The sequence below is a fragment of the Streptomyces sp. NPDC048411 genome (genome assembly GCF_040704695.1).
Lineage (GTDB): Bacteria > Actinomycetota > Actinomycetes > Streptomycetales > Streptomycetaceae > Streptomyces.
Map to the genome: position 1 here is coordinate 69,600 of NZ_JBEZKL010000012.1, position 20,556 is coordinate 90,155.

Below are 20,556 nucleotides of genomic sequence, written 5' to 3' on the forward strand. Positions count from 1 at the left end.
GACGTACACGCTTCGCGCCGGTCACCGGCCGCTCCGATATCAGCGACCGTCCCGGTTTCACGACCGAGCCGGTAACACCGACCGATCCGGTATCAACAACGTTCTCGCTCCCGGTCGTCGGACCCACAAGACCCGTTCCAAGGGGGGAACCACCCACCATGTCCTCGCGCGCCCCGTCCCGACCCGTGTCCTCGTCCGGTTCGCCACTGCCGGTCGACGCACCGGTGCTCGAACTCCGAGCGCTCACCCGCACCCACGGCACCGGCGTCGCCGAGGTGCACGCCCTGCGCGGCATCGACCTCTCCGTGCACACCGGTGAACTCGTCGCCGTGATGGGCCCGTCCGGCTCCGGCAAGTCCACCCTGCTGACCATCGCGGGCGGTCTCGACACCGCGTCCAGCGGCCAGGTCATCATCGAGGGCCAGGACATCGCCGGCCTCGGCCGCAAGGGCATCGCCGCCCTGCGCCGCCGCAGCGTCGGCTATGTCTTCCAGGACTACAACCTGATACCGGCGCTCACCGCCGCCGAGAACATCGCCCTGCCGCGCGAACTCGACGGGGTCTCCGTGCGCAAGGCCCGCAAGGAGGCGCAGGCGGCGCTGGAGGAGCTGAACCTCCTGGAGATCGCCGACCGGTTCCCGGACGAGATGTCCGGCGGCCAGCAGCAGCGCGTCGCGATCGCCCGCGCACTGGTGGGGGACCGGCGCCTGGTGCTCGCCGACGAACCGACCGGAGCGCTCGACTCCGAGACCGGCGAGGCCGTGCTCGCGCTGCTGCGCAACCGCTGCGACCAGGGTGCGGCCGCTGTGATGGTGACGCACGAGCCGCGGTACGCCGCCTGGGCCGACCGGGTCGTGTTCCTCCGGGACGGTTCGATCGTCGACCAGACGCTCACTACCGACGCCGCCTCGCTGCTGGCCGCCGAGGGCGCCCGGTGAGCATCTTCACGGGCTGGCGCGCCGCACTCCGCATAGCCAGGCGCGACGCGATGCGCGCCAAGGGCCGCAGCGCACTGGTCGTCGCGATGATCGCTGTCCCGGTGCTCGGCGTCACGGCACTCGATGTGACGTACCGCAGCATGACGCCGACCACCACCGAGACCCTGACCAGTGAAATTGGGTCCGCCGACGCGCTGTTCAGGGACCAGAAGATGGGACCCATCGAGCAGCTCCCCGACGCGAGCACCTACACGAACCTCGACGGCGTACTCCCCGCGGGGAACGGCGACCCGGTCGACATCAGGACGACGTTCCCCAAGGGGTCGCGGGCGGTCAGCATCCAGTCGGTCCCGGCGAGTGTCACCACCGGGTACGGCGTCACGAACACCGACATCGTCGAGATCCGGACGTCGGACAGGATGCTCCGCGGCAAGATCGACCTCATGCGTGGCGCCTATCCGCACGACAAGGGCGAGATGGCCGCCACCGAGCCGTTCCTGAAGGCGACCGGGCTGCACCTCGGCTCGACCACCACCGTGCGCAACTCCGGCCAGCAGTACACCATCACCGGTGTGGTCGAGCTGCCCAGCGAGCTGAAGACCAAGGCGCTCTACGCCGACCCCGGTGCGGTCATCGCGCCATGGAAGGACAGGGCCGACCACGACAAGAAGGTGCTACCTCCGAACGCCGGGTCCACGGACTGGCTGGTCAAGGGCCCCGCAGGGGTGGGCGTGACCTGGCCGCACATCATGGAGGCCAATAAGAAGGGCGTGCTCGTCACGTCCCGGCAGGTCGTCCTCGACCCGCCGCCGGACTCCGAGGTCCCGCTGGCCGCCAGACACCCCGGCATCACCGACAACGGATCCGAAGAGCTCAGCACGGCACTCATCACCGTGATCGCCATGGCGGTCCTGGAGATCGTGCTGCTCGCCGGACCGGCCTTCGCGGTCGGCGCGCGCCGCTCCCGCCGCCAACTCGGCCTTCTCGGCACCTGTGGCGGAGACCGGCGCCATGTCAGGGCCGTGGTGCTCGGTGGCGGTCTCGTACTCGGTGGCATCGGAGCGGTGACGGGCGTCGTGGTCGGCCTCGGACTCACCGCGGCCCTCCAGCCCGTGATCGAGAACTGGGCCGGACACCGGTTCGGCTCCCTCTCGATGCCCCCGCTGGAGTTGCTGCTCATCGCCGTGATCGGCCTGATCACCGGCCTGCTGGCGGCATTCGCCCCGGCGATCGTGGCAAGCCGGCAGTCCGTACTGGAGTCGCTCACCGGGCGACGCGGCGTCCGCCGTTCCTCACGGGTGCTGCCCCTCCTGGGCGCCTGCGTGCTGGCGTTCGGTGCTGCGATCGCCCTCTATGGCGGCACCAGCGGGAATTCGACACTGGTAGCCGGCGGCTCGATGGTCGCCGAACTCGGGCTGCTCGCCTGCATCCCGGTGATCGTCGGCTTCCTCGGGCGGCTCGGCAGGAGGCTGCCTCTCTCGCCCCGGATGGCCATGCGGGACGCGGCCCGCAACCGCGGTCGTACCGCTCCCGCCGTGGCCGCGGTGATGGCGGCCGTCGCGGGTTCGGTGGCCATCGCCACGTACATGTCCAGCTACTCGGCCGAGGTGGAGTACAAGTACGTTCCGTCGCTCACCAAGGGGACCATCGCCGTCGTGTCCTCCGGGGAGGCGGTAGAACGCCTTCCGCTGGCACGGGCCGCAGTGGAGCGGAACATGGCCGTCAGCGGCGGACACGCGGACTTCCGGCGGGTCTGGGCAGGCAGCGACTGCAACGTCTACGAGGAGAACCACTGCGGCTCGCTCGAACTGGTCAAGCCCACCGGCAAGGCCCGCAGCTGCCCACTCACCCGCAAGGGAGCCAAGGAACTCGCCGCGCGGCTCTCCGCCGACGAGCACAGGAAGCTGATGCGTTCCCCCGCCTGCCTCGTCGACCAGATGTCGTGGAGCCTCTTCAACACCGATGAGAGCAACATCGTCGTCGCGGACGCGGACCTGCTCGACACGTACGTGAAGCTCGACGACCCCGCAGCCGCCAAGGCACTGGCCGCGGGAACTCCGGTGCTGCTCAACCCGGTGTACGCGGAGAACGGCGAGGTCACCGTCAAGGCGGTCCACCAGTACAGCGAGAAGGACACGAAGAACTGGAAGCTGCACCCGGGCGAGGCGCGGACCATCACGGACAAGCTGAAGGTGTACGTGGCCCCCGCGAAGTACGCCGCCACCCCCGGAATCCGCATGATCCTTCCGGAGAGGACCGCGGAGCGGCTCGGCCTGCACACCAGGGCGGCCGGGAGCGTGTACACCGTCGCCCATGCGCCGACGAACGCCGAGGACCAGCGGGTGTCCGGTGCCATCGAGCAGTCCGGCGGCGGCATCTGGGTGCAGTTCGACCACGGCCCCAGCCAGCGGCAGGACACCATGCTGCTGATCCTGACCCTGTTCGCCAGCACCGTGACTCTGGGCGCCGCCGCGATCACCACGGGCCTCGCCAAGGCGGATGCGGAAGCCGATCTGAACACCCTCAGCGCCGTGGGTGCGACCCCGGGCGTGCGGCGGAAGCTGTCCGGCTTCCAGTGTGTGGTGGTGGCGCTCACGGGTGTGGTGCTCGGCACACTGGCGGGCCTGGTGCCCGCGGTGGCACTGCGCCTCATCGATTTGCGGGACGCCCTGAAGTTGATGCGGCTCGATCCCACGCAGTCGGCGTACACGCCGATCGTGCTGCCCTGGGCGACCATCGGTGTGCTCGTCGTGTGCATCCCGCTGCTGGCCGGGGTGCTCGCGGCGGCGTTCACGCGGTCGCGCCTGGCGCTGGCACGGCGGGCCGGATGACGAGGCGTGCGATGAGATCAATGACCTGACCGGCTGATTCGGTGCCCCCAAAAACGGTGGATCAACCGTTTGCGGGGGCACCACCATGTTGTACAGCAGGCGTACGAGACAATGGCGCCATGGAGATGCCGAGGAATGAACGGTCGCAGGAGCACCCCCAAGTCCTCGTAGTGGGACAGGACGGCATGGCGATCGGCGGCGGTGGCACTGACGACGAATCGCGTGAGGTCCCAGTGACAGAAATGGTCGAACAGCCCGCAAAGGTCATGCGCATCGGCAGCATGATCAAGCAGCTCCTGGAAGAGGTCAGGGCGGCTCCTCTCGACGAGGCGAGCCGGGTCCGGCTCAAGGAGATCCACGCAAGCTCCGTGAAGGAGCTGGAGGATGGCCTCGCCCCGGAGCTGGTGGAGGAACTTGAGCGGCTCTCCCTGCCGTTCACCGATGAGTCGGTACCCTCCGAGGCGGAACTCCGGATTGCGCAGGCTCAGTTGGTCGGCTGGCTGGAGGGCCTCTTCCACGGCATCCAGACGGCGCTGTTCGCTCAGCAGATGGCGGCCCGGGCGCAACTGGAGCAGATGCGTCGCGCCCTCCCGCCGGGCAGCGGTCACGAGGACGATGACGGCGCGTCGGACGCGCACGGGGCGATCCGCTCGGGACCGTACCTGTAAGAGGAGCTCACAAAATGGGCGCCCGGCTCACGGCGTCTGGCACGCGCGCTCGCTGCGTTGCCGAAATGCCCTAGTAGCTCCTTCCCCAAGCTCTCAGCTTCGTTCGAGCAGGGGAGACCCCATCCGACGACCTTCCGGCGCCTTGCGATCGCACGCACCGGACGACGCTCCTCATGGGGCACGCATTGCCGGTCACAGCACTACGCACGGACGGACGGCGGGGCCAGGCACACGGATTCGTGTGCCTGGCCCCGCCGTCCGTATGGCTCAGGCTGCCGGCGTCCGCAGAAGCACCTTGCCGATGTGCACACTGGACTCCAGCACCCGGTGGGCCTCCGCCGCGTCGGACATCGGCAGGGTACGGTCCACGACCGGCCGGACCACACCGCTGCCGATCAGCGGCCACACGTGCTCGCGTACGGCGGCGACGATGGCGGCCTTCTCCGCAAGGGGGCGTCCGCGCAGCGACGTCGCGGTGACGGCAGCCCGCTTGTTCAGCAGGACGCCCAGATTGAGCTCGCCCTTGACGCCGCCCTGCAGACCGATGATGGCGAGTCGACCGCTGACGGCAAGCGCCTTCACATTCCGGTCCAGGTACTTCGCGCCGACGATGTCGAGGATGACGTCCGCGCCCGCCCCGTCCGTCGCCTTGAGCAACTCCTCGACGAAGTCCTGCTCCCGGTAGTCGATCAGGATGTCGGCCCCGAGCTCCGCGCAGCGCGCCAGCTTCTCCGGCCCGCCCGCCGTCACCGCGACCCGCGCGCCCACGGCCTTGGCGAGCTGGATCGCCATCGTGCCGATACCACTGGACCCGCCGTGCACCAACAGCGTCTCGCCGGGGCGCAGATGGGCCACCATGAAAACGTTCGACCAGACGGTCGACGTCACCTCGGGCAGCGCCGCAGCCACCGCCAGGTCGATGCCGTCAGGCACGGGGAGCAGTTGTCCGGCGGGTACGGCGACCTTCTCCGCGTATCCGCCGCCCGCCAGCAGCGCACACACCTCGTCGCCGACGGACCAGCCGATGACGCCGGGGCCGATCTCCGTGATCCGGCCGGAGCACTCCAGGCCGGGGTAGGGCGACGCGCCGGGCGGCGGGTTGTAGAAGCCCTGCCGTTGGAGCACATCGGCGCGGTTGACCGCGCCGGCCACGACCTCGACGAGGACCTCGCCCTCGCCGGGTACGGGATCGGGGACCTCGGCCCATACGAGCGCCTCGGGGCCACCGGGTTCGGGGATCGTGATCGCATGCATGGCGGCGAGGCTACTCCGTGACGTCGTCGCGCCGGGCGAAGAGACACCCCCGGACCGTCACGCCCCTTGTCGGCGCGGCGTGTTCAGCGGCGGGGTGCCCGAGACGCGCACGATGGTGATCAGCCGGTCCGTCAGCTGCAACGGGCTGGCCGCCGGATCGTCGTATCCGAGCAGCCGGTGCCCACGCAGCACGCTGACGACCAGGTCGTCGGTCTCCCGGACGCTCTTGCCGACCTCGGCCTTTATCACCGGTCGTTCGACGAGATCGAGGCCGCTGCCCTGCTGGATCAGGTCCTCCATCACCGTGCCCGCGCTCGGGCTGAGGACCGAGAGACCCAGCAGCCGGCCCGCGGCACTGGCGCTGGTGATCACGGCGTCGGCGCCGGACTGCCGCAGCAGAGGTGCGTTCTCCTCCTCGCGCACCGCCGCGACGATCTTCGCGCCGCGGTTGAGCTGCCGCGCCGTCAGCGCGACCAGCACCGCCGTGTCGTCGCGCTGGGTGGCGATGATGATCTGACGCGCCTTCTGGAGTTCGGCCCGCAGCAGCACCTCGCTGCGCGTCGCATCCCCGACGACGCCCACGTAACCTTCGGCGTTCGCTGCCTCGATCACCTTGTTCGCCGGGTCGACAATCACGATCTGTTCCTTCTTCAGACCGGTGGCGCAGAGCGTCTGGATCGCCGAACGGCCCTTCGTGCCGAAGCCGACGACAACGGTGTGGTCACGCAAGTTGGTTCTCCAACGGTTCAGCCGGAAGTCCTCCCGGGTCCGCTCCGTCAGGACCTCCAGGGTGGTGCCGACCAGGATGATCAGGAAGAGCACACGCAGCGGTGTCACAAGCACCACGTTGGTCAGCCGTGCACTGTCGCTGTACGGAGTGATGTCGCCGTAGCCAGTGGTGGAGAGGGTGACCGTCGAGTAGTAGATGGCGTCGAGCAGGTCCACCGATTCATCTGCGCTGTCGTGGTAGCCGGAACGGTCGGCCCAGACGATCAGCACCGTGGCGGCCAGGACTATCAGCGCCATCAACAGCCGTTTGGCGACCTGTCGGAGCGGCCTGTCGACGACACGGCGCGGAAGCATGATCCGGGTGGGGACGACATGCTCGTCGACCCGCCTGGCCATCGCGTCGTGGCCGGGAAGTTTCACGTGAAACACCCTTCCGTCCACGGCGTCGCCGAGGCCCACGGCAGATCGAGGATCTCCACCTCGGTGCCGGACCGTACCCCGCCCGGCGGCACGACCGCCAGCCCGTCGGCGGCAGCGATTCCACGGAGCATGGCCGGACCGTTGTAGTGCAGCGGTACGACGTGTTCGGGGCCCGAGCCCGCACCGACCCGGTGCACGACAGGGACCAGGCGGGTGTCGTGCGGGTGCCCGTGCACCTCGTCGCGCACGACGACCCGGTACGGATCCTCCACCGTCTGGCCGGCCAGCCCGCGCAGCAAGGGCTCCGCGAGCGTGAGGAGACCGGAGACGGCGGCGAGGGGGTTGCCGGGCAGCCCGACAAGATACGGGCCCCCGGAGGTCAGCCGGGTCAGCAGCATCGGGTGACCGGGGCGCACGGCGACGCCGTCGACCAACAGCTCCGCGCCGATCTCGGCGAGGACGGGATGGACGTGGTCGACGGGGCCTGCCGCGGTACCGCCGGTGGTGATGACGAGATCGGCGTCGGAGGTGGTGAGGGCATGCCGGAGGGCCTCACGGTCGTCGCCGAGGCGTCGCGGAGCGGAGACCTCGACGCCCATCGCCCGGAGCCAGGGGCCGATCATGGGCCCCAGGGCGTCCCGGATCAGCCCGCCGTGCGGCAGACCGGTGGTGAGCAGTTCGTCCCCGAGGACGAGGGTGTCGACGCGCGGGCGGGAGACCGTCAGCAGCTCGTCGTAACCGGCGGCGGCGGACAGCCCGAGGACGGCGGGCGTCACCACCGTTCCGGCGGGCAGGAGTTGATCGCCGGAACGGCACTCCTGGCCACGCGGCCGGATGTCCTGCCCGGGAACCACCTGGCGCTCCGCGTACAACAGCCCCTTGGCCTCGTCGGCGTGAGCGTGTTCGCTCCGGATCACAGCGGTGGCATTGGCCGGGATGCGGGCGCCGGTGGCGATCCGTACGGCATCCCCGTCGGGAAGCGGAGCGGGCGCACTGTGCCCAGCCAGAATGCACAGCCGTTGCCCGCCGTCCTCGCCTCTTCGGAGAGTCCAGGGCCCGGGTCCGGCAACGACCCAGCCGTCCATGGCGGAGGTGTCGAAGGACGGCAGATCGGCGAGTGCGGCAAGCGGCTCGGCCAGTACGCGTCCGATGGCCCGGTCGAGGGTGAGCCGCAGAGTGCGGGGCGAGGCGGACCGCCCGGCCCGGGCGGCGAGAGCGCGGGCCTCGCCCCAGGCGGTGGCATGCCTGCGCTGAACGTCGGCGCGTCGGTCGCGGGCACGCGGGTCGCGGGCGGATTCGGGGGCGGGGTACTGGCCGGAGGAGTGGCCGGGGGGCTGCCGGCCAGGGGCGCGGCCGGCACCGTGGTCAGCGCCCTGGTGAACACTCGGGCCAGGACCGGGACCAGGGCTCTGAACGGGGTCCGGGTCCGATCCCTGCCCGGGTCCTTGGCCAGGGACGTGGTCAGGACTGTGGTCAGGACTCTGGCGCAGGCCAGAACCGGATCCCTGCCGGGGGCTCTGTTCCGAGAACCCGGCCCGGGGCTGTGGCTGAGCCACGGAGCGGGGCTCACGCGGGGAGCGGCGCCCGACCAGCGCGAGCGCCTGGTCGACGGCCCGGTCCTCCTCGGCGGCACGGGCCCGCTCGGCGACGCGAGCCTGCTCGGCGGCATGGGCGCCCTCGGCGTTCGGGACATCGTCCTCCGCACGAGCCTGACCAGCCGCCGAGGCAGCCCCTGCGACGCCGGCACCCGAGACCGCCTGAGCTTCTCCTGCGACACCGGCCCGGCCGGCACCCGTAGCAACCCGGTCCTGATCCGCTGCGGTGGCCCGGCCGGCCGCCGGAGCCTTCGCGGCGGCACCGATCTCTCCCGAGGTCGGGACGGCTGGCTGGTCCGCCCCCGGGCGTCTGCTCCCCGGATCCGGAGGGGGTCCGGGGGCCCAGTCGTCGGCCACGCCCCCGTCTGCTTTGCGTGCGGGCATCGTCACGGCGTCTCGGCCTCGTCCGCCCAGCGAAGGGCGAGCGCGGCCGCCTTCCGGGCGGCTTCGGCCACGGCCTCGGCTCCGCCGCCGTCGCCGCTCGCCTTCGCCGCCGCGTACCCGACCAGGAAGGTCGTCAGGGGAGCGGCGGGCCGGGCCACACCGTGGGCGGCATCACGGGCGAGATCGAGCAGGACGTCGGTGTCGACGTCGAGTTCGATGCCCAGTTCGTTCTTGACTGCGGTGATCCATTCGTCCAGCACGGTCCCATGCTCTCTGATATGGACCCGGGCCGCGGCAATGTCTTCCCAGGTGTCGCAGTCGAAGGAGGCGAGCGGATCGGCCTCGACGCGGGCGAGGTCCAGTTCGTGCGTCAGCAGGCCCAGCGGGAGCCCGGCCAGGCTGCCGTGCTCGGCGGCCAGCAGGGCCAGCTCGCGACGGAGCGGCTCGGAACGGTAGACGGCGACCAGCGGCTGGTCCCGCCCGTCCTGATCCACGCACAGCGCCCCGTCACGCTCCCCGTGAGCAGCTGCGGCCAGCAGTTCCTCGACCGTGCTCTCCCCCAGGAACGGCAGATCGGCGGAGAGCACGAGCAGATGCCCGGCCGTCGTGAGCCGCACCCCGGCGCCGAGCGCCGCCAACGGCCCGCCGCCCTGCGGCTCCTCGCGCGCCCAGGTCACTGGGCGTACGGTGGGCCGCCGACCGCCCACCACGACGGTGGCTGCGGCGTCCGGGCAAGCGGCCAGCACCCGGTCGAGCAGCGCCCGGCCACCCACCCGCAGGGCCGGCTTGTCGGCACCCCCGAGGCGCTTGGCGGCCCCTCCGGCAAGGACGATGGCGTCATACACGGTCATGCCCCGAGTATGAGTGCCGCACGCTCCCGTTGAACCTCCCCGCTCCCTTCCTCCTCGCCCTCCTCCGCTTCCTCTCTTCTTCTCCTACAACGTGCGCAGCAGCAGCGCAGGCTGTTCCACGCAGTCGGCCACGTACCGCAGGAAGCCGCCTGCCGTGCCGCCGTCGCAGACCCGGTGGTCGAAGGTCAGCGAGAGCTGAACGACCTGGCGCACAGCCAACTCACCCTGGTGCACCCACGGTTTGGCCACGATGCGACCGACACCCAGCATGGCCGCCTCCGGGTGGTTGATGATCGGCGTCGAACCGTCGACCCCGAACACCCCGTAGTTGTTCAGCGTGAACGTGCCGCCGCTCAGATCCGCCGGGGTCAGCTTCCCCGTCCGGGCAGCCTCGGTCAGCCGGCCGATCTCGGCACCGATCGACTCCACGTTACGGTCCTGCGCATTCCGCACGACAGGGACGACGAGCCCCCGATCGGTCTGGGCCGCGAACCCCAGATGGACGTCGGGCAGCCGCACGATCTCCCGCGCATCCAGGTCCACCGTGGAGTTGAGCTCGGGGAACCGGGCCAGCGCAGCCGTGCAGATACGGGCCAGCAGGGCGAGCACCGACACCTTCGGCCCCGCAGCCGGACCATCGACGCCGTTCATCGCGGCTCTCGCAGCCATCAGCTCGGTGGCGTCCGCGTCGACCCAGCACGTGGCATCGGGAATCTCGCGCCGGCTGCGTGCCAACTTGTCGGCGACCGCGCCCCGTACACCGCGCAACGGAATCCGCTCGCCGGCGAGCGCACGGGCAACCGAAGGGGCCACCGATGCCAGGGACGACGCCGGGACTGCGGACGCAGGAGCCGACTCCACTGTTCCGCTCGCCGCCGCCCTGATGGCGGATTCGACATCGGACCGGAGGATCAGACCGTCCCGCCCCGACCCCGTCAGCTGCCGCAGGTCGAGATCATGCTGCCGCGCCAGCTTCCGGACCAAAGGCGAGATGACCGCCACCGGCCCCGGCTCCTCACCGGGAACAGCCGCGGGGACCGCCCCTGCGACAGCCCCCGGGGCCGACTCCGCCACAGGCACCGTCACAGCCCCGGCAGCGGAGACCGCCTCGGGCCGAACCCGCCGACGACGCGCCGCCGGTGCCCCCGTCCCGTACCCCACCAGCACATTGCCGGACGACTCGGCCTCCGCAGCCCCATCAGCGGATAGTTCTCCCGCAGTGGACCCGACCGCCACCGTCAACAACGGTGCCCCGACCGGAAGTTCCGTGCCCTCCTCGCCGAACCTGGCGGTCACCACACCTCCGTAAGGGCACGGCACCTCCACCATCGCCTTGGCCGTCTCGACCTCGACGACCGGCTGGTCGATGGCGACCACGTCGCCGACCTCCACCAGCCAGCGCACGATCTCCGCCTCGGTCAGTCCTTCGCCGAGGTCGGGCAGCTTGAATTCGAGCACCTGGGTCATCAGCTCTCCGCCTCCCACTGCAGCCGCGCGACCGCGTCGAGCACCCGGTCCACGCCCGGCAGATGGTGCCGCTCCAGCATCGGCGGCGGATAGGGGATGTCGAATCCGGCGACCCGCAGCACCGGCGCCTCCAGGTGGTGGAAGCAGCGCTCGGTGATCCGGGCGGCGATCTCCCCGCCGGGGCCGCCGAAGCCGGACGACTCATGGACGACGACCGCACGACCGGTGCGCCGCACCGAAGCGGCGACCGTCTCGTCGTCGAACGGGACCAGCGAGCGCAGATCGACCACTTCGAGGTCCCAGCCCTCCTCGACAGCAGCTTCCGCGGCCTCCAGGCAGACGGGCAGGGACGGCCCGTACGTGATCAGCGTCGCGCTGCGCCCGGGGCGGCGGACGACGGCCCGCCCGATCGGTTCGACGGCCACCGGCGCCTCCGGCGACCATGCCGCCTTCGACCAGTACAGCCGCTTCGGCTCCAGGAAGACCACCGGGTCGTCGGAAGCGATCGAGGCCCGCAGCAGCCCGTACGCGTCGTCGACCGTGGCGGGCGTGACGACATGCAGGCCGGGCGTGGCCATGTAGTACGCCTCAGACGAGTCGCTGTGGTGCTCGACCCCGCCGATCCCGCCGCCGTACGGCACCCGCACCGTGATCGGCAGCGGCATGGCACCACGGGTCCGGTTCCGCATCTTGGCGACGTGGCTGATGAGCTGCTCGAACGCCGGGTAGGCGAACGCGTCGAACTGCATCTCCACCACGGGCCGCAGCCCGTACATCGCCATACCGACAGCCGTCCCGAGGATGCCCGCCTCGGCCAGCGGCGTGTCCGTACAGCGGTCCTCGCCGAACTCCTTCGCCAGCCCGTCGGTGATCCGGAAGACCCCGCCGAGCGTGCCGACATCCTCACCGAGGACATGCACCGTCGGGTCCTCGGCCATCGAGTCACGCAGCGCACGCCCCAGAGCCTGCGCCATGGTGGCCGGCTTGGCCTTCTCCGTCTGCTCGCCGGTCATAGCCGCCGTCGTCATCGCCTTCCCTCCGCACCACGTGGGCCGCTCTGGCCGTGGTGGTCCTGCTCGGCGTCGAGCTCGACCCGCAACCGGGCCGCCTGCTCCCGCAGTTGCGTGGTCTGTTCCGCGTACACATGGGTGAAGAGGTCCATCGGGTCCAGCACCGGATCGGCGTTCATCCGCTCACGGAGCCCGGCGGCCATCCGCTCCGCGGCCGCGCGCGCCTCCTCGATGCCGTCGTCAGCGAGCAGCCCGCGCCCGGTCAGCTCCCGCTCCAGAAGCTGAATCGGGTCGTGCGCCCGCCACGCCTCCACCTCGCTGTCGACGCGGTAGCGCGTGGCGTCGTCGGCGTTCGTATGGGCGTCCATCCGGTACGTCACAGCCTCGACGAGCGTCGGACCGCCTCCAGCCCTGGCCCGCGCCACCGCCTCGCCGAGCACCTGATGCACCGCGGCCACGTCATTGCCGTCGACCAGCCGGCCCGGCATCCCGTACCCCACCGCCTTGTGCGCCAGCGACGGCGCCGCCGTCTGCTTGGCCAGGGGCACGGAGATGGCAAAGCCGTTGTTCTGGACCAGGAAGACCACGGGGGCCCGCCAGACGGCCGCGAAATTCAGCCCCTCGTGGAAGTCGCCCTCGCTGGTACCGCCGTCGCCGACCATGGCGAGCGCGACCACGTCGTCGCCGGCCAGCCGCGCCGCGTGCGCCAGGCCCACGGCGTGCGGAAGCTGGGTGGCGAGCGGGGTGCAGAGCGGGGCGATGCGGTGCTCGCGCGGGTCGTAACCGGTGTGCCGGTCGCCGCGCAGCAGGGTCAGTGCCTCGACCGGATCGAGACCGCGCGCGACCGCCGCGAGGGTGTCGCGGTAGCTGGGAAAGAGCCAGTCACGCTCTTCCAGCACCAGCGCCGCCGCTATCTCGCAGGCCTCCTGCCCGGTGCTGGAAGGGTAAACGGCAAGTCGGCCCTGCTTGGTGAGAGCAGTCGCCTGTGCGTTGTATCTCCGGCCGCGCACCAGCTCGGCGTAGAGCCGCAGGAGCAGCTCCGGGTCTGCGTCGGCCGCGGCGTCCGTACCGAGCACGCGGTACGGCTCGGGGTCCGGGAGCAGCGGCGCGGGGTCGGTGAGCGGCTTCCAGGCCGGGGGCGGCGTGGGCCGGTAAGCGGCCGCGCCGGGCAGCTCTTGGACCGTCATGACAAGCACCTCCTGGCATCGAGGGGTATCGAGCGGCAACTGGCGATATCGGGGGATCACCCGATACCGAGGTGTGGCTGAATATGTCGAAATGTCGAGCACGTACCGAGGCGCAGATGTGGTGCGCCTCACCTACCGATTGTTCGGTCGCGAACGCATTTTGGCTACAGGCGCTGTCAGCCTGTGGACAAACGGTTCTCCACAGCCTGGGATAGGGGCAGGTTGTCCAGGACAGGGAGGCGCGGGGACATGGCAGCTGAACAAATGGCCGACGGGGCCGAGGACCCCGGCCGGGTTCCGCCCGCGCGGCCCCTTGACGCCATCGACCGCGACATCCTCCGGCTGCTCCAGACGGACGGCCGCGCCTCGATACGGTCGGTGGCCGACCGCGTCCACGTGTCGCGCGCCAATGCCTACGCTCGGATCAACCGGCTCATCGACGACGGGGTGATCCGCCGCTTCAGCGCGCGGGTGAACCATGAGCGGGCGGGGCAGGGCGCCTCCGCGTACATCACGCTCAAGATCGTCCAGAACACCTGGCGAACGGTGCGCGAGCAGCTCCAGGCACTGCCGGGGGCTACCCACATCGCACTGGTCAGCGGCGATTTCGACGTACTGCTGCTCGTGCACACACCGGACAACCGGTCGCTGCGCGAGCTCGTCCTGACCAGGATCCAGGCCATCCCCGAGGTGCTCTCCACCCGCACGCTGCTGGTGTTCGAGGAGACGGACCTGGACCCGGGCCCCGAGCGTCCCACCGAGCTGACCTAGTAGTGCCGTGACCGGCAGTGTGTGCCCCGTGAGGAGCGTCGTCCGGTGCGTGCGATCGCAAGGCGGCCGGACGTCCTGGGGGGGTCTCCCCTGCTCGTACGAAGCTGAGAGCTTGGGGAAGGAGCTACCAGGGCCCCAGGCCAATGCGGCGAGCAGGCATGCCGGGCGGCGCGACGGGGCAAAGCCTGCCAGGAAGGACACCAGGGCCTCTCACGAACCGTATTCCTTGAGGAACGCCCGTACCGCGGCCCAGTTCTCCTGGCTGGCGAGCAACGCCACTCCGTGCTCACCGGCGCCCTTGACGTAGATCAGCTTGTGCTCCGCCGACCTGGTGCTCGCCCGGTTCAGCGTCTTCGCATCGTCCCCGAAGTACTCGTCGTACTCGGCGGCGATGTAGAGCACCGGCGCGGTCAGCTTGGGCACGGCGCCCAGCGCGTTCATTCCGGAGTACAGCGTCGGCGCGGAGAGCGAGACCACCGCGTCCGGCTGCGGCTGCAGCTCCGGCGCCGCGGTGAGCACGGCCGTACCCCCCTTGGACGCCCCCATCAGCAGCAGCTTCTTCGCGCCCTTGCCGCGCAGATACTCGGCCGCCCCGACGATCTCGGAGACCTCCTGGCCCGCCGAATTGACCGCAAGCACCCGATAGCCGGCCCGGTGCAGCTCGTCGGCCTTGTCCTTCCACTGGCAGGCGGTGCCGTCGGACTGGTGGGCCAGCACGATCCCCGCGCCTGTCCCGACACCACTCGCACCGCCGGGCATATAGCCGCCGGTCTCGGTGGAGTCGGCGGACTTGAAGGTGATGGATGCCGCCTCGGCCTCGGCCGATGTCAGACAGCCGAAGTCATCAGGCTGCCGGGCCGCCTCACTCGCGTCCGCCCCCTTCTCGGCACCGCTGCCACCGGTGTCGCCCCTGCCGCAGCCGGTCAGCGACACGGCGGCAAGCAACGTGACAGCACACAGGAACCCGGGAACACGAAGGAAGGCAACCATGCCGAAGGATGGTGGTCTGGACCTGTCCTGCCGTCAACGGTTCAGCGGTCGGAACGCATCCCCTCGAAGGCCAGCTGGACGACCGTGTCCGCCAGCTGCTCCCCCTCTGCGTCGCCCCCCGGCTGCGGCCGGTACCACTCCACCAGAGAGTTGACCATTCCGAAGAGCAGCCTCGTCGCCAGCCGTATGTCCATGTCGGAGCGGAGATCGCCGTCCGCGACGGCCGCCTTCAGCAGTTCGGCCACCCTCTGGTCGAACTCACGCCGGCGCTCCATGGCCCAGCGCTCGGCCTTCGTATTGCCCCGTACGCGCAGCAGCAGCGTGACGTAGGGCAGTTCGGCTATCAGCACCTCGACGGTACGTCGCGTGACGTACTCGACCCGCACGATCGCGCGCCCGTGCGTCGCACCCGGCTCGTCGAGAATCCCGAAGAGCCCGTCCAGCGCCCGGCTGACCGCGCGCCGCAGCAGCTCCTCCTTGCCCGCGACGTGGTGATAGATGGACGATTTGGAGATGCCCGCCGCCTTGGACAGGTGCTCCATGGACGTGCCGTCGTAACCGCGCTCGTTGAAGACACGGACGGCGACGGTGAGGAGAGTCTCCGGGGTGTACGTGTCCCGCTTGGCCGTGGTCATGTCCGCGATCCTCCCCTACGAGTTGTCCACAGGTTTCGTGGGGCCCCTTGTCCCGACCGATCGTTCGGTTACTCTAACTCTGTCCGCCCGTCCCTGCCCAGCTCGATGAGGAGTTGGTCCGCCATGGCCGCCGAGCTCTCCCCGCACCTGCTGTCCGAGAAGCACCGCCCCACGCTCGACCAGGCCCTCGACGCGATCCGCACGCGCGCGTACTGGTCCCCGCACCCCGAGCACCCGAAGGCGTACGGCGAGGGCGGTGCACCGGGCAGCCTGAGCGCCGCCGAGGGCAAGGCCGCCTTCGACGCCCTACTGCACACCCGTCTCGACCTCGGTCAGCCGGGCACCGACGGCTGGACGGGCGGCGAGACCTCGCCCTACGGGCCGGAGCTCGGCGTCGAGTATCCGCACGCCGACCTGGATGTGCTGCTTCCGGCGATGCGCGTGGGAATGGCGGCGTGGCGCGAGGCGGGGCCCGAGACCAGGGCGCTGGTCTGTCTGGAGATCCTGGCGCGCATCAGCGCCCGCACCCATGAGTTCGGCCACGCCGTGATGCACACCAGCGGTCAGGCGTTCATGATGGCGTTCCAGGCGGGCGGCCCGCATGCCCAGGACCGCGGCCTGGAGGCGGTGGCGTATGCGTACGAGGAGCAGATCCGCACCCCGCGGACGGCGGACTGGTCCAAGCCGCAGGGCAAGCGCGATCCGCTGCAGCTGCACAAGACGTACATCGCGGCGGGCCGCGGCATCGCACTGCTGATCGGCTGCAACACCTTCCCCACGTGGAACGGCTATCCGGGACTGTTCGCCTCTCTCGCCACCGGCAATCCCGTCCTGGTGAAGCCGCACCCGCGCGCCGTGCTCCCCCTGGCGCTGACGGTGCAGGTGGCCCGCGAGGTACTGAGCGGGGCCGGCTTCGACCCGAATCTCGTCTGTCTGGCCGCCGAGCGTCCGGGCGAGGGCATCGCGAAGATCCTGGCGGTCCGCCCCGAGATCAAGATCATCGACTACACCGGGTCCACCGCCTTCGGCGAATGGCTGGAGACCAACGCCCGCCAGGCACAGGTCTACACGGAGAAGGCGGGGGTCAACACGATCGTCGTCGACTCCACCGACGACTACCGCGGCATGCTGTCCAACCTGGCGTTCTCCCTCTCCCTGTACAGCGGCCAGATGTGCACCACCCCGCAGAACCTGCTGATCCCCCGGGACGGCATCGCGACGGACACGGGCGACAAGACGTACGACGACGTGGTGGGCGACATCGCAGCCGCGGTCACCGGTCTGCTCGGCGACGACGCCCGGGCGAACGCGCTGCTCGGCGCGCTGGTCAACCCGGATGTGAAGGCCCGCCTGGAGGCCGCGGCAGGGCTGGGCGAAGTCGCCTTGGCCTCGAGGGAGGTGGCCAACCCGGAGTTCCCCGACGCGGTGGTCCGTACCCCGGTCGTCGTGAAGCTCGACGGCACGAAGCCGGACGACGGAGCGGCGTATCTGTCGGAGTGCTTCGGACCGGTGGCCTTCGCGGTCGCGGTCGACTCGACGGCGGATGCTGTGGAGCTGCTCCGCCGCACGATCCGTGACAAGGGCGCGATGACGGTCGGGGCGTACACGACGTCACCGGAGGTGGAGCGCGCGGTGGAGGACGTCTGCCTGGACGAGTCGGCCCAGCTTTCGCTGAATCTGACGGGCGGGGTGTACGTCAACCAGACCGCGGCGTTCTCCGACTTCCACGGCTCGGGCGGCAACCCTGCGGCCAACGCGGCCCTGTGCGACGGAGCGTTCGTATCAAATCGCTTCCGCATGGTGGAAGTCCGCCGCCAGGCCTGACACAGCCCGCCCCGCTTCTCCCGGCTCCAGCCCCTCGGCGTCTCTTGAGCTCCTCTGGCGTTTGAGGAGCGGGGCCCGGGGGGCGGAGCCCCCATTTCGGGAAGGGCGCCCGCTACGGGCAGGGGCGCGAGAGACCCGCCGCAGGCGCCACTCCGCCGCCCCGCCCGCACAGTCGGGTGCCCCCGGCCTCAGACCGCTCCTACGCCCCTCGAAATATCCGCATACCGCTGCACCCACGCATGCATGGCAATGGCCGCGGCGGCCCCCGCGTTGATCGACCGCGTGGATCCGAACTGCGCAATCGAGCACACCATCGCCGCGTGCTTACGCGCCTCCTCGGTCAGCCCCGGCCCCTCCTGCCCGAAGAGCAGCACACAGCGCCGCGGCAGCTCGGTCCGCTCCAGCGGCACCGCCCCCGGCAGATTGTCGATCCCGATGATCGGCAGCCCTTCGGCTGCCGCCCAGGCGGTCAGATCCGCCGTGTCGGGGTGATGCCGCACGTGCTGGTACCGGTCGGTGACCATCGCACCGCGCCTGTTCCACCGCCGCCGGCCCACGATGTGGATCTCCTTGGCGAGGAAGGCATTCGCAGTTCGCACCACCGACCCGATATTGAAGTCGTGGCCCCAGTTCTCCACCGCTACGTGGAAGTCGTGCCGCCGAAGATCCAGATCGGCGACGATCGCGTCCCGCGTCCAGTAGCGGTACTCATCACCGACATTGCGCCGGTCGCCCTGGGCGAGCAGCTCGGGGTCGTACCGCTCGCCCTCGGGCCAGGGCAGCGGATGCGGCCCGACGCCGATCTCCGCCCCGAATCCGTCGTCGTACTGCAACGCCTCCGCGGACTGCTCACCGAGCCCGAGGCCATCGGCCGACGGACTCTCACTGCTACTGCTCCTACTGCTGCCGGTATCACTGCTCACCCGACGAGCGTATGGCCACTGCTTCCGCTGTGCTGCGGTACCTCCTCCTCGCCGCCCCGCTGCTGCTCGGGCACCCGGCCCGTGCGCGAGAACAGCAGCTGCCGCCCGAGCGTCACCCGGCCGCCCAGCCAGACCAGGAAGACCGTCGGCAGGAAGACGGAGTCGGCGGCGATCATCGCCATCGAGAAGAAGGGCAGCCCCAGCAGCAGAGCGATGCCCGCGTGCTCGCACATCATGGCGACGAGCAGGACGTTCTTGACGCGCCGGTTGAAGAGAGTGAAGGGGAAGGCGACCTGCACGATGACCGTGCCGTACGTCAGCACCATGACCATCACGCCATTGGACGCGAGAAGGTCCGACAGCGCGGGCCACGGGGTGAAGTAGTCGAGATTGAGCGGGTAGTACAGCGCCGTGCCATCCTGCCAACGCGATCCCTGGACCTTGTACCAGCCCGCGGTCGCGTAGATCAGACAGACCTCGGCCATGATCACGACGAGAGTGGCGTTGTGCGCGAGGTTGGCGAGGACATCGAGCAGCGTGCGTGGTTCGCTCTGCGGCGCGTAACGGTTCACGGCCCACCAGACACCGTGCCCGATCCACAGCACCCACAAGAGAGTCGGCAGCCACCAGGTGCCACCGAGGCCGTCCGTCGCCGTGGCCACAACAAGGACCAGGCCGAGCACAAGCCACAGAATCATCCCGGCGGCATTCAAGGCCGGCCGGGCGCCTCCCGCTCCCGACTCCTGCTCCGACTTCGACTCGCCGTCCGCCCCTGACTCCGTACGGCGTGCCCGCGCCGCACGTCGCGCATCCAGCGACCAGACCTGCCCACAGCGCGTCAGCACGAGGTAGATCGCCATCAGATGGACGACGTTGTCCCCGCCGTCGCCCAGAAAGACGCTGCGGTTCTGCAGTGAGAGCACACCGACCATGAAAAGGACGGACATCGCGCGGGTGTGCCAGCCGACCATCAGCAGTGCGGCGGAAAGCAGGACGACCGCATAGACGGTCTCGAACCAAGCCGTGCTGTCCGACCACATGAGCACCGAGAGGGACTCATTGCCCGATATGAGCTGCTTCGCCATGTCCCAACGCCATGGGGCGTCGGGACCATACATCTCATGGCGGTGCGGCAGCTCACGCAGCAGGAACAGCAGGTACGTGGCGGAGAAACCGATCCGGACAACGGCGCTCTGATACCGGCCGAGGGCCGAGGAGGTAATGCGCTGCACACCGCTGGCGAGCTTGCGGCCGGGGGGAGCCGTACTCACTTGACCGCCTCCTTGGCGTTCCCGGGGAGGTCGGCGGGGGTGACGGTCCACCACGGCAGCACCCGGTAGTTCGGCTTGGTGCTGATCTTCTCCGTGCTCCACGGCGGCGCGGAGACGGACCGCACCTCGGAGCGGACCTGGATGCGCTCGACGGTGCCGCCGTAGTCGTGCTCGCCGAGGCGCAGCATCACGATGCGGCGGATGTAGCGCTCGGAGAGATCGCCGCGCAGTCCGTTCGGGCGGTTCTGGATGTCGTGGGAGTTGAGATAAAAGTCCCAGGCACGGCGGAGCTCGTTCTGGTGGATGTGACTGGGGAGGAGATTGCCTCGTATCCCTCTGCCGTCCTCGGCCGAGAGACTCATCCACGGAGTGGTACGACGTCCGTCGGGACCGGCTATCTCGGCCCGTACGTGCACAGCGACGTTCTGCTGGAGCGGATTGGGAGCGAAGAGCTTCCAGTTCTGCTCGAACTCGGGATAGACCCAGTCGTCGACCGCTTTGCCGTGCTGCTTGGTCAGCGTGTTGGACGGGGCGACGTGCAGAAACACCATGGCCAGATGGGTGCAGGCAATCATCCCGATGACCGACAGTGCGATGACGGCCACGATCTGGTAGGGAAGGGACAGTCCGGCGATACCGGAGCGCACGGGCGCGGGTACTCCGGCGGATTCAGCGAGCGGTGTCGTACGGAGACGCCGGTCCGAACCCGGATCCACCCCCGGACCACCGCTCCCGTTCCCGTCTCCGACGCCCCTGTCGTCGTACGAATCCATCCCGCCCCGATCCCCGTCGATCCCCGGTCAGTTAT

At 70.0% G+C, this 20,556-nt stretch carries 17 protein-coding genes; 5 read left to right on the forward strand and 12 right to left on the reverse strand.

The window, feature by feature from the left end:
* The first annotated feature begins 158 nt into the window (after positions 1-158).
* The 3 genes from AB0915_RS07320 to AB0915_RS07330 all read left to right on the forward strand — a co-directional run bounded on the left by AB0915_RS07320 (position 159) and on the right by AB0915_RS07330 (position 4,437).
* Complete coding sequence (locus AB0915_RS07320) at positions 159-938, forward strand: ABC transporter ATP-binding protein (protein ID WP_366690137.1); 780 nt, start codon at positions 159-161, stop codon at positions 936-938.
* Complete coding sequence (locus AB0915_RS07325) at positions 935-3,769, forward strand: ABC transporter permease (RefSeq protein WP_366690138.1); 2,835 nt, start codon at positions 935-937, stop codon at positions 3,767-3,769. Before AB0915_RS07320 ends, AB0915_RS07325 begins: the two co-directional genes overlap by 4 nt.
* 119 nt (positions 3,770-3,888) lie before the next feature.
* Positions 3,889-4,437 (forward strand): bacterial proteasome activator family protein, encoded by a 549-nt coding sequence (locus AB0915_RS07330; RefSeq protein ID WP_366690139.1) that lies wholly within the window; start codon positions 3,889-3,891, stop codon positions 4,435-4,437.
* Positions 4,438-4,704: 267 nt separating this feature from the next.
* Here the strand turns inward: AB0915_RS07330 and AB0915_RS07335 are convergent, their stop codons facing one another.
* The 7 genes from AB0915_RS07335 to pdhA all read right to left on the reverse strand — a co-directional run bounded on the left by AB0915_RS07335 (position 4,705) and on the right by pdhA (position 13,334).
* Entirely contained in the window at positions 4,705-5,691 is a 987-nt protein-coding gene (locus tag AB0915_RS07335; RefSeq protein ID WP_366690140.1) for an NAD(P)H-quinone oxidoreductase, read from the reverse strand.
* Positions 5,692-5,748: 57 nt separating this feature from the next.
* The gene (locus AB0915_RS07340; RefSeq protein ID WP_366690141.1) at positions 5,749-6,879 is read right to left on the reverse strand and encodes a potassium channel family protein; all 1,131 of its coding nucleotides are present in this window, start codon (positions 6,877-6,879) and stop codon (positions 5,749-5,751) included.
* Entirely contained in the window at positions 6,837-8,819 is a 1,983-nt protein-coding gene (locus AB0915_RS07345) for a molybdopterin molybdotransferase MoeA (protein ID WP_366690142.1), read from the reverse strand. Before AB0915_RS07345 ends, AB0915_RS07340 begins: the two co-directional genes overlap by 43 nt.
* A 2-nt stretch (positions 8,820-8,821) precedes the next feature.
* Positions 8,822-9,670 (reverse strand): NTP transferase domain-containing protein, encoded by an 849-nt coding sequence (locus AB0915_RS07350; RefSeq protein WP_366690143.1) that lies wholly within the window; start codon positions 9,668-9,670, stop codon positions 8,822-8,824.
* An 84-nt stretch (positions 9,671-9,754) separates the two neighbouring features.
* Positions 9,755-11,137 (reverse strand): dihydrolipoamide acetyltransferase family protein, encoded by a 1,383-nt coding sequence (locus AB0915_RS07355; protein WP_366690144.1) that lies wholly within the window; start codon positions 11,135-11,137, stop codon positions 9,755-9,757.
* Positions 11,137-12,165, reverse strand: a complete 1,029-nt coding sequence (locus tag AB0915_RS07360) for an alpha-ketoacid dehydrogenase subunit beta (RefSeq protein WP_366690145.1) — start codon at positions 12,163-12,165, stop codon at positions 11,137-11,139. The genes AB0915_RS07355 and AB0915_RS07360 overlap by 1 nt, the downstream gene beginning before the upstream one ends.
* Positions 12,162-13,334, reverse strand: a complete 1,173-nt coding sequence (gene pdhA, locus AB0915_RS07365) for a pyruvate dehydrogenase (acetyl-transferring) E1 component subunit alpha (RefSeq protein ID WP_366690146.1) — start codon at positions 13,332-13,334, stop codon at positions 12,162-12,164. Before pdhA ends, AB0915_RS07360 begins: the two co-directional genes overlap by 4 nt.
* Before the next feature lie 249 nt (positions 13,335-13,583).
* On the opposite strand from pdhA, the gene AB0915_RS07370 reads away from it, so the two are divergent.
* A complete protein-coding gene (locus tag AB0915_RS07370; RefSeq protein ID WP_366690147.1) occupies positions 13,584-14,105 on the forward strand; it encodes an Lrp/AsnC family transcriptional regulator in 522 nt (173 codons plus the stop codon).
* 210 nt (positions 14,106-14,315) lie between these two features.
* Here AB0915_RS07370 and AB0915_RS07375 read toward each other — a convergent pair whose 3' ends face one another.
* On the reverse strand, positions 14,316-15,095 hold the full coding sequence (locus AB0915_RS07375; protein WP_366690148.1) for a hypothetical protein: 780 nt from the start codon (positions 15,093-15,095) through the stop codon (positions 14,316-14,318).
* A 41-nt stretch (positions 15,096-15,136) separates the two neighbouring features.
* Positions 15,137-15,730: a TetR/AcrR family transcriptional regulator gene (locus AB0915_RS07380; protein WP_366690149.1), complete on the reverse strand. Its 594-nt coding sequence runs from the start codon at positions 15,728-15,730 to the stop codon at positions 15,137-15,139.
* A gap of 123 nt (positions 15,731-15,853) precedes the next feature.
* On the opposite strand from AB0915_RS07380, the gene paaN reads away from it, so the two are divergent.
* On the forward strand, positions 15,854-17,554 hold the full coding sequence (paaN, locus tag AB0915_RS07385; protein WP_366690150.1) for a phenylacetic acid degradation protein PaaN: 1,701 nt from the start codon (positions 15,854-15,856) through the stop codon (positions 17,552-17,554).
* A 188-nt stretch (positions 17,555-17,742) separates the two neighbouring features.
* Here the strand turns inward: paaN and AB0915_RS07390 are convergent, their stop codons facing one another.
* The 3 genes from AB0915_RS07390 to AB0915_RS07400 are packed head-to-tail and all read right to left on the reverse strand — an operon-like array spanning position 17,743 to position 20,521.
* The gene (locus AB0915_RS07390; RefSeq protein WP_366690151.1) at positions 17,743-18,477 is read right to left on the reverse strand and encodes a TrmH family RNA methyltransferase; all 735 of its coding nucleotides are present in this window, start codon (positions 18,475-18,477) and stop codon (positions 17,743-17,745) included.
* The gene (locus AB0915_RS07395) at positions 18,474-19,748 is read right to left on the reverse strand and encodes an HTTM domain-containing protein (RefSeq protein ID WP_366690152.1); all 1,275 of its coding nucleotides are present in this window, start codon (positions 19,746-19,748) and stop codon (positions 18,474-18,476) included. The genes AB0915_RS07390 and AB0915_RS07395 overlap by 4 nt, the downstream gene beginning before the upstream one ends.
* Positions 19,745-20,521, reverse strand: a complete 777-nt coding sequence (locus AB0915_RS07400) for a DUF5819 family protein (protein WP_366690153.1) — start codon at positions 20,519-20,521, stop codon at positions 19,745-19,747. Before AB0915_RS07400 ends, AB0915_RS07395 begins: the two co-directional genes overlap by 4 nt.
* Between the last annotated feature and the right edge of the window lie 35 nt (positions 20,522-20,556).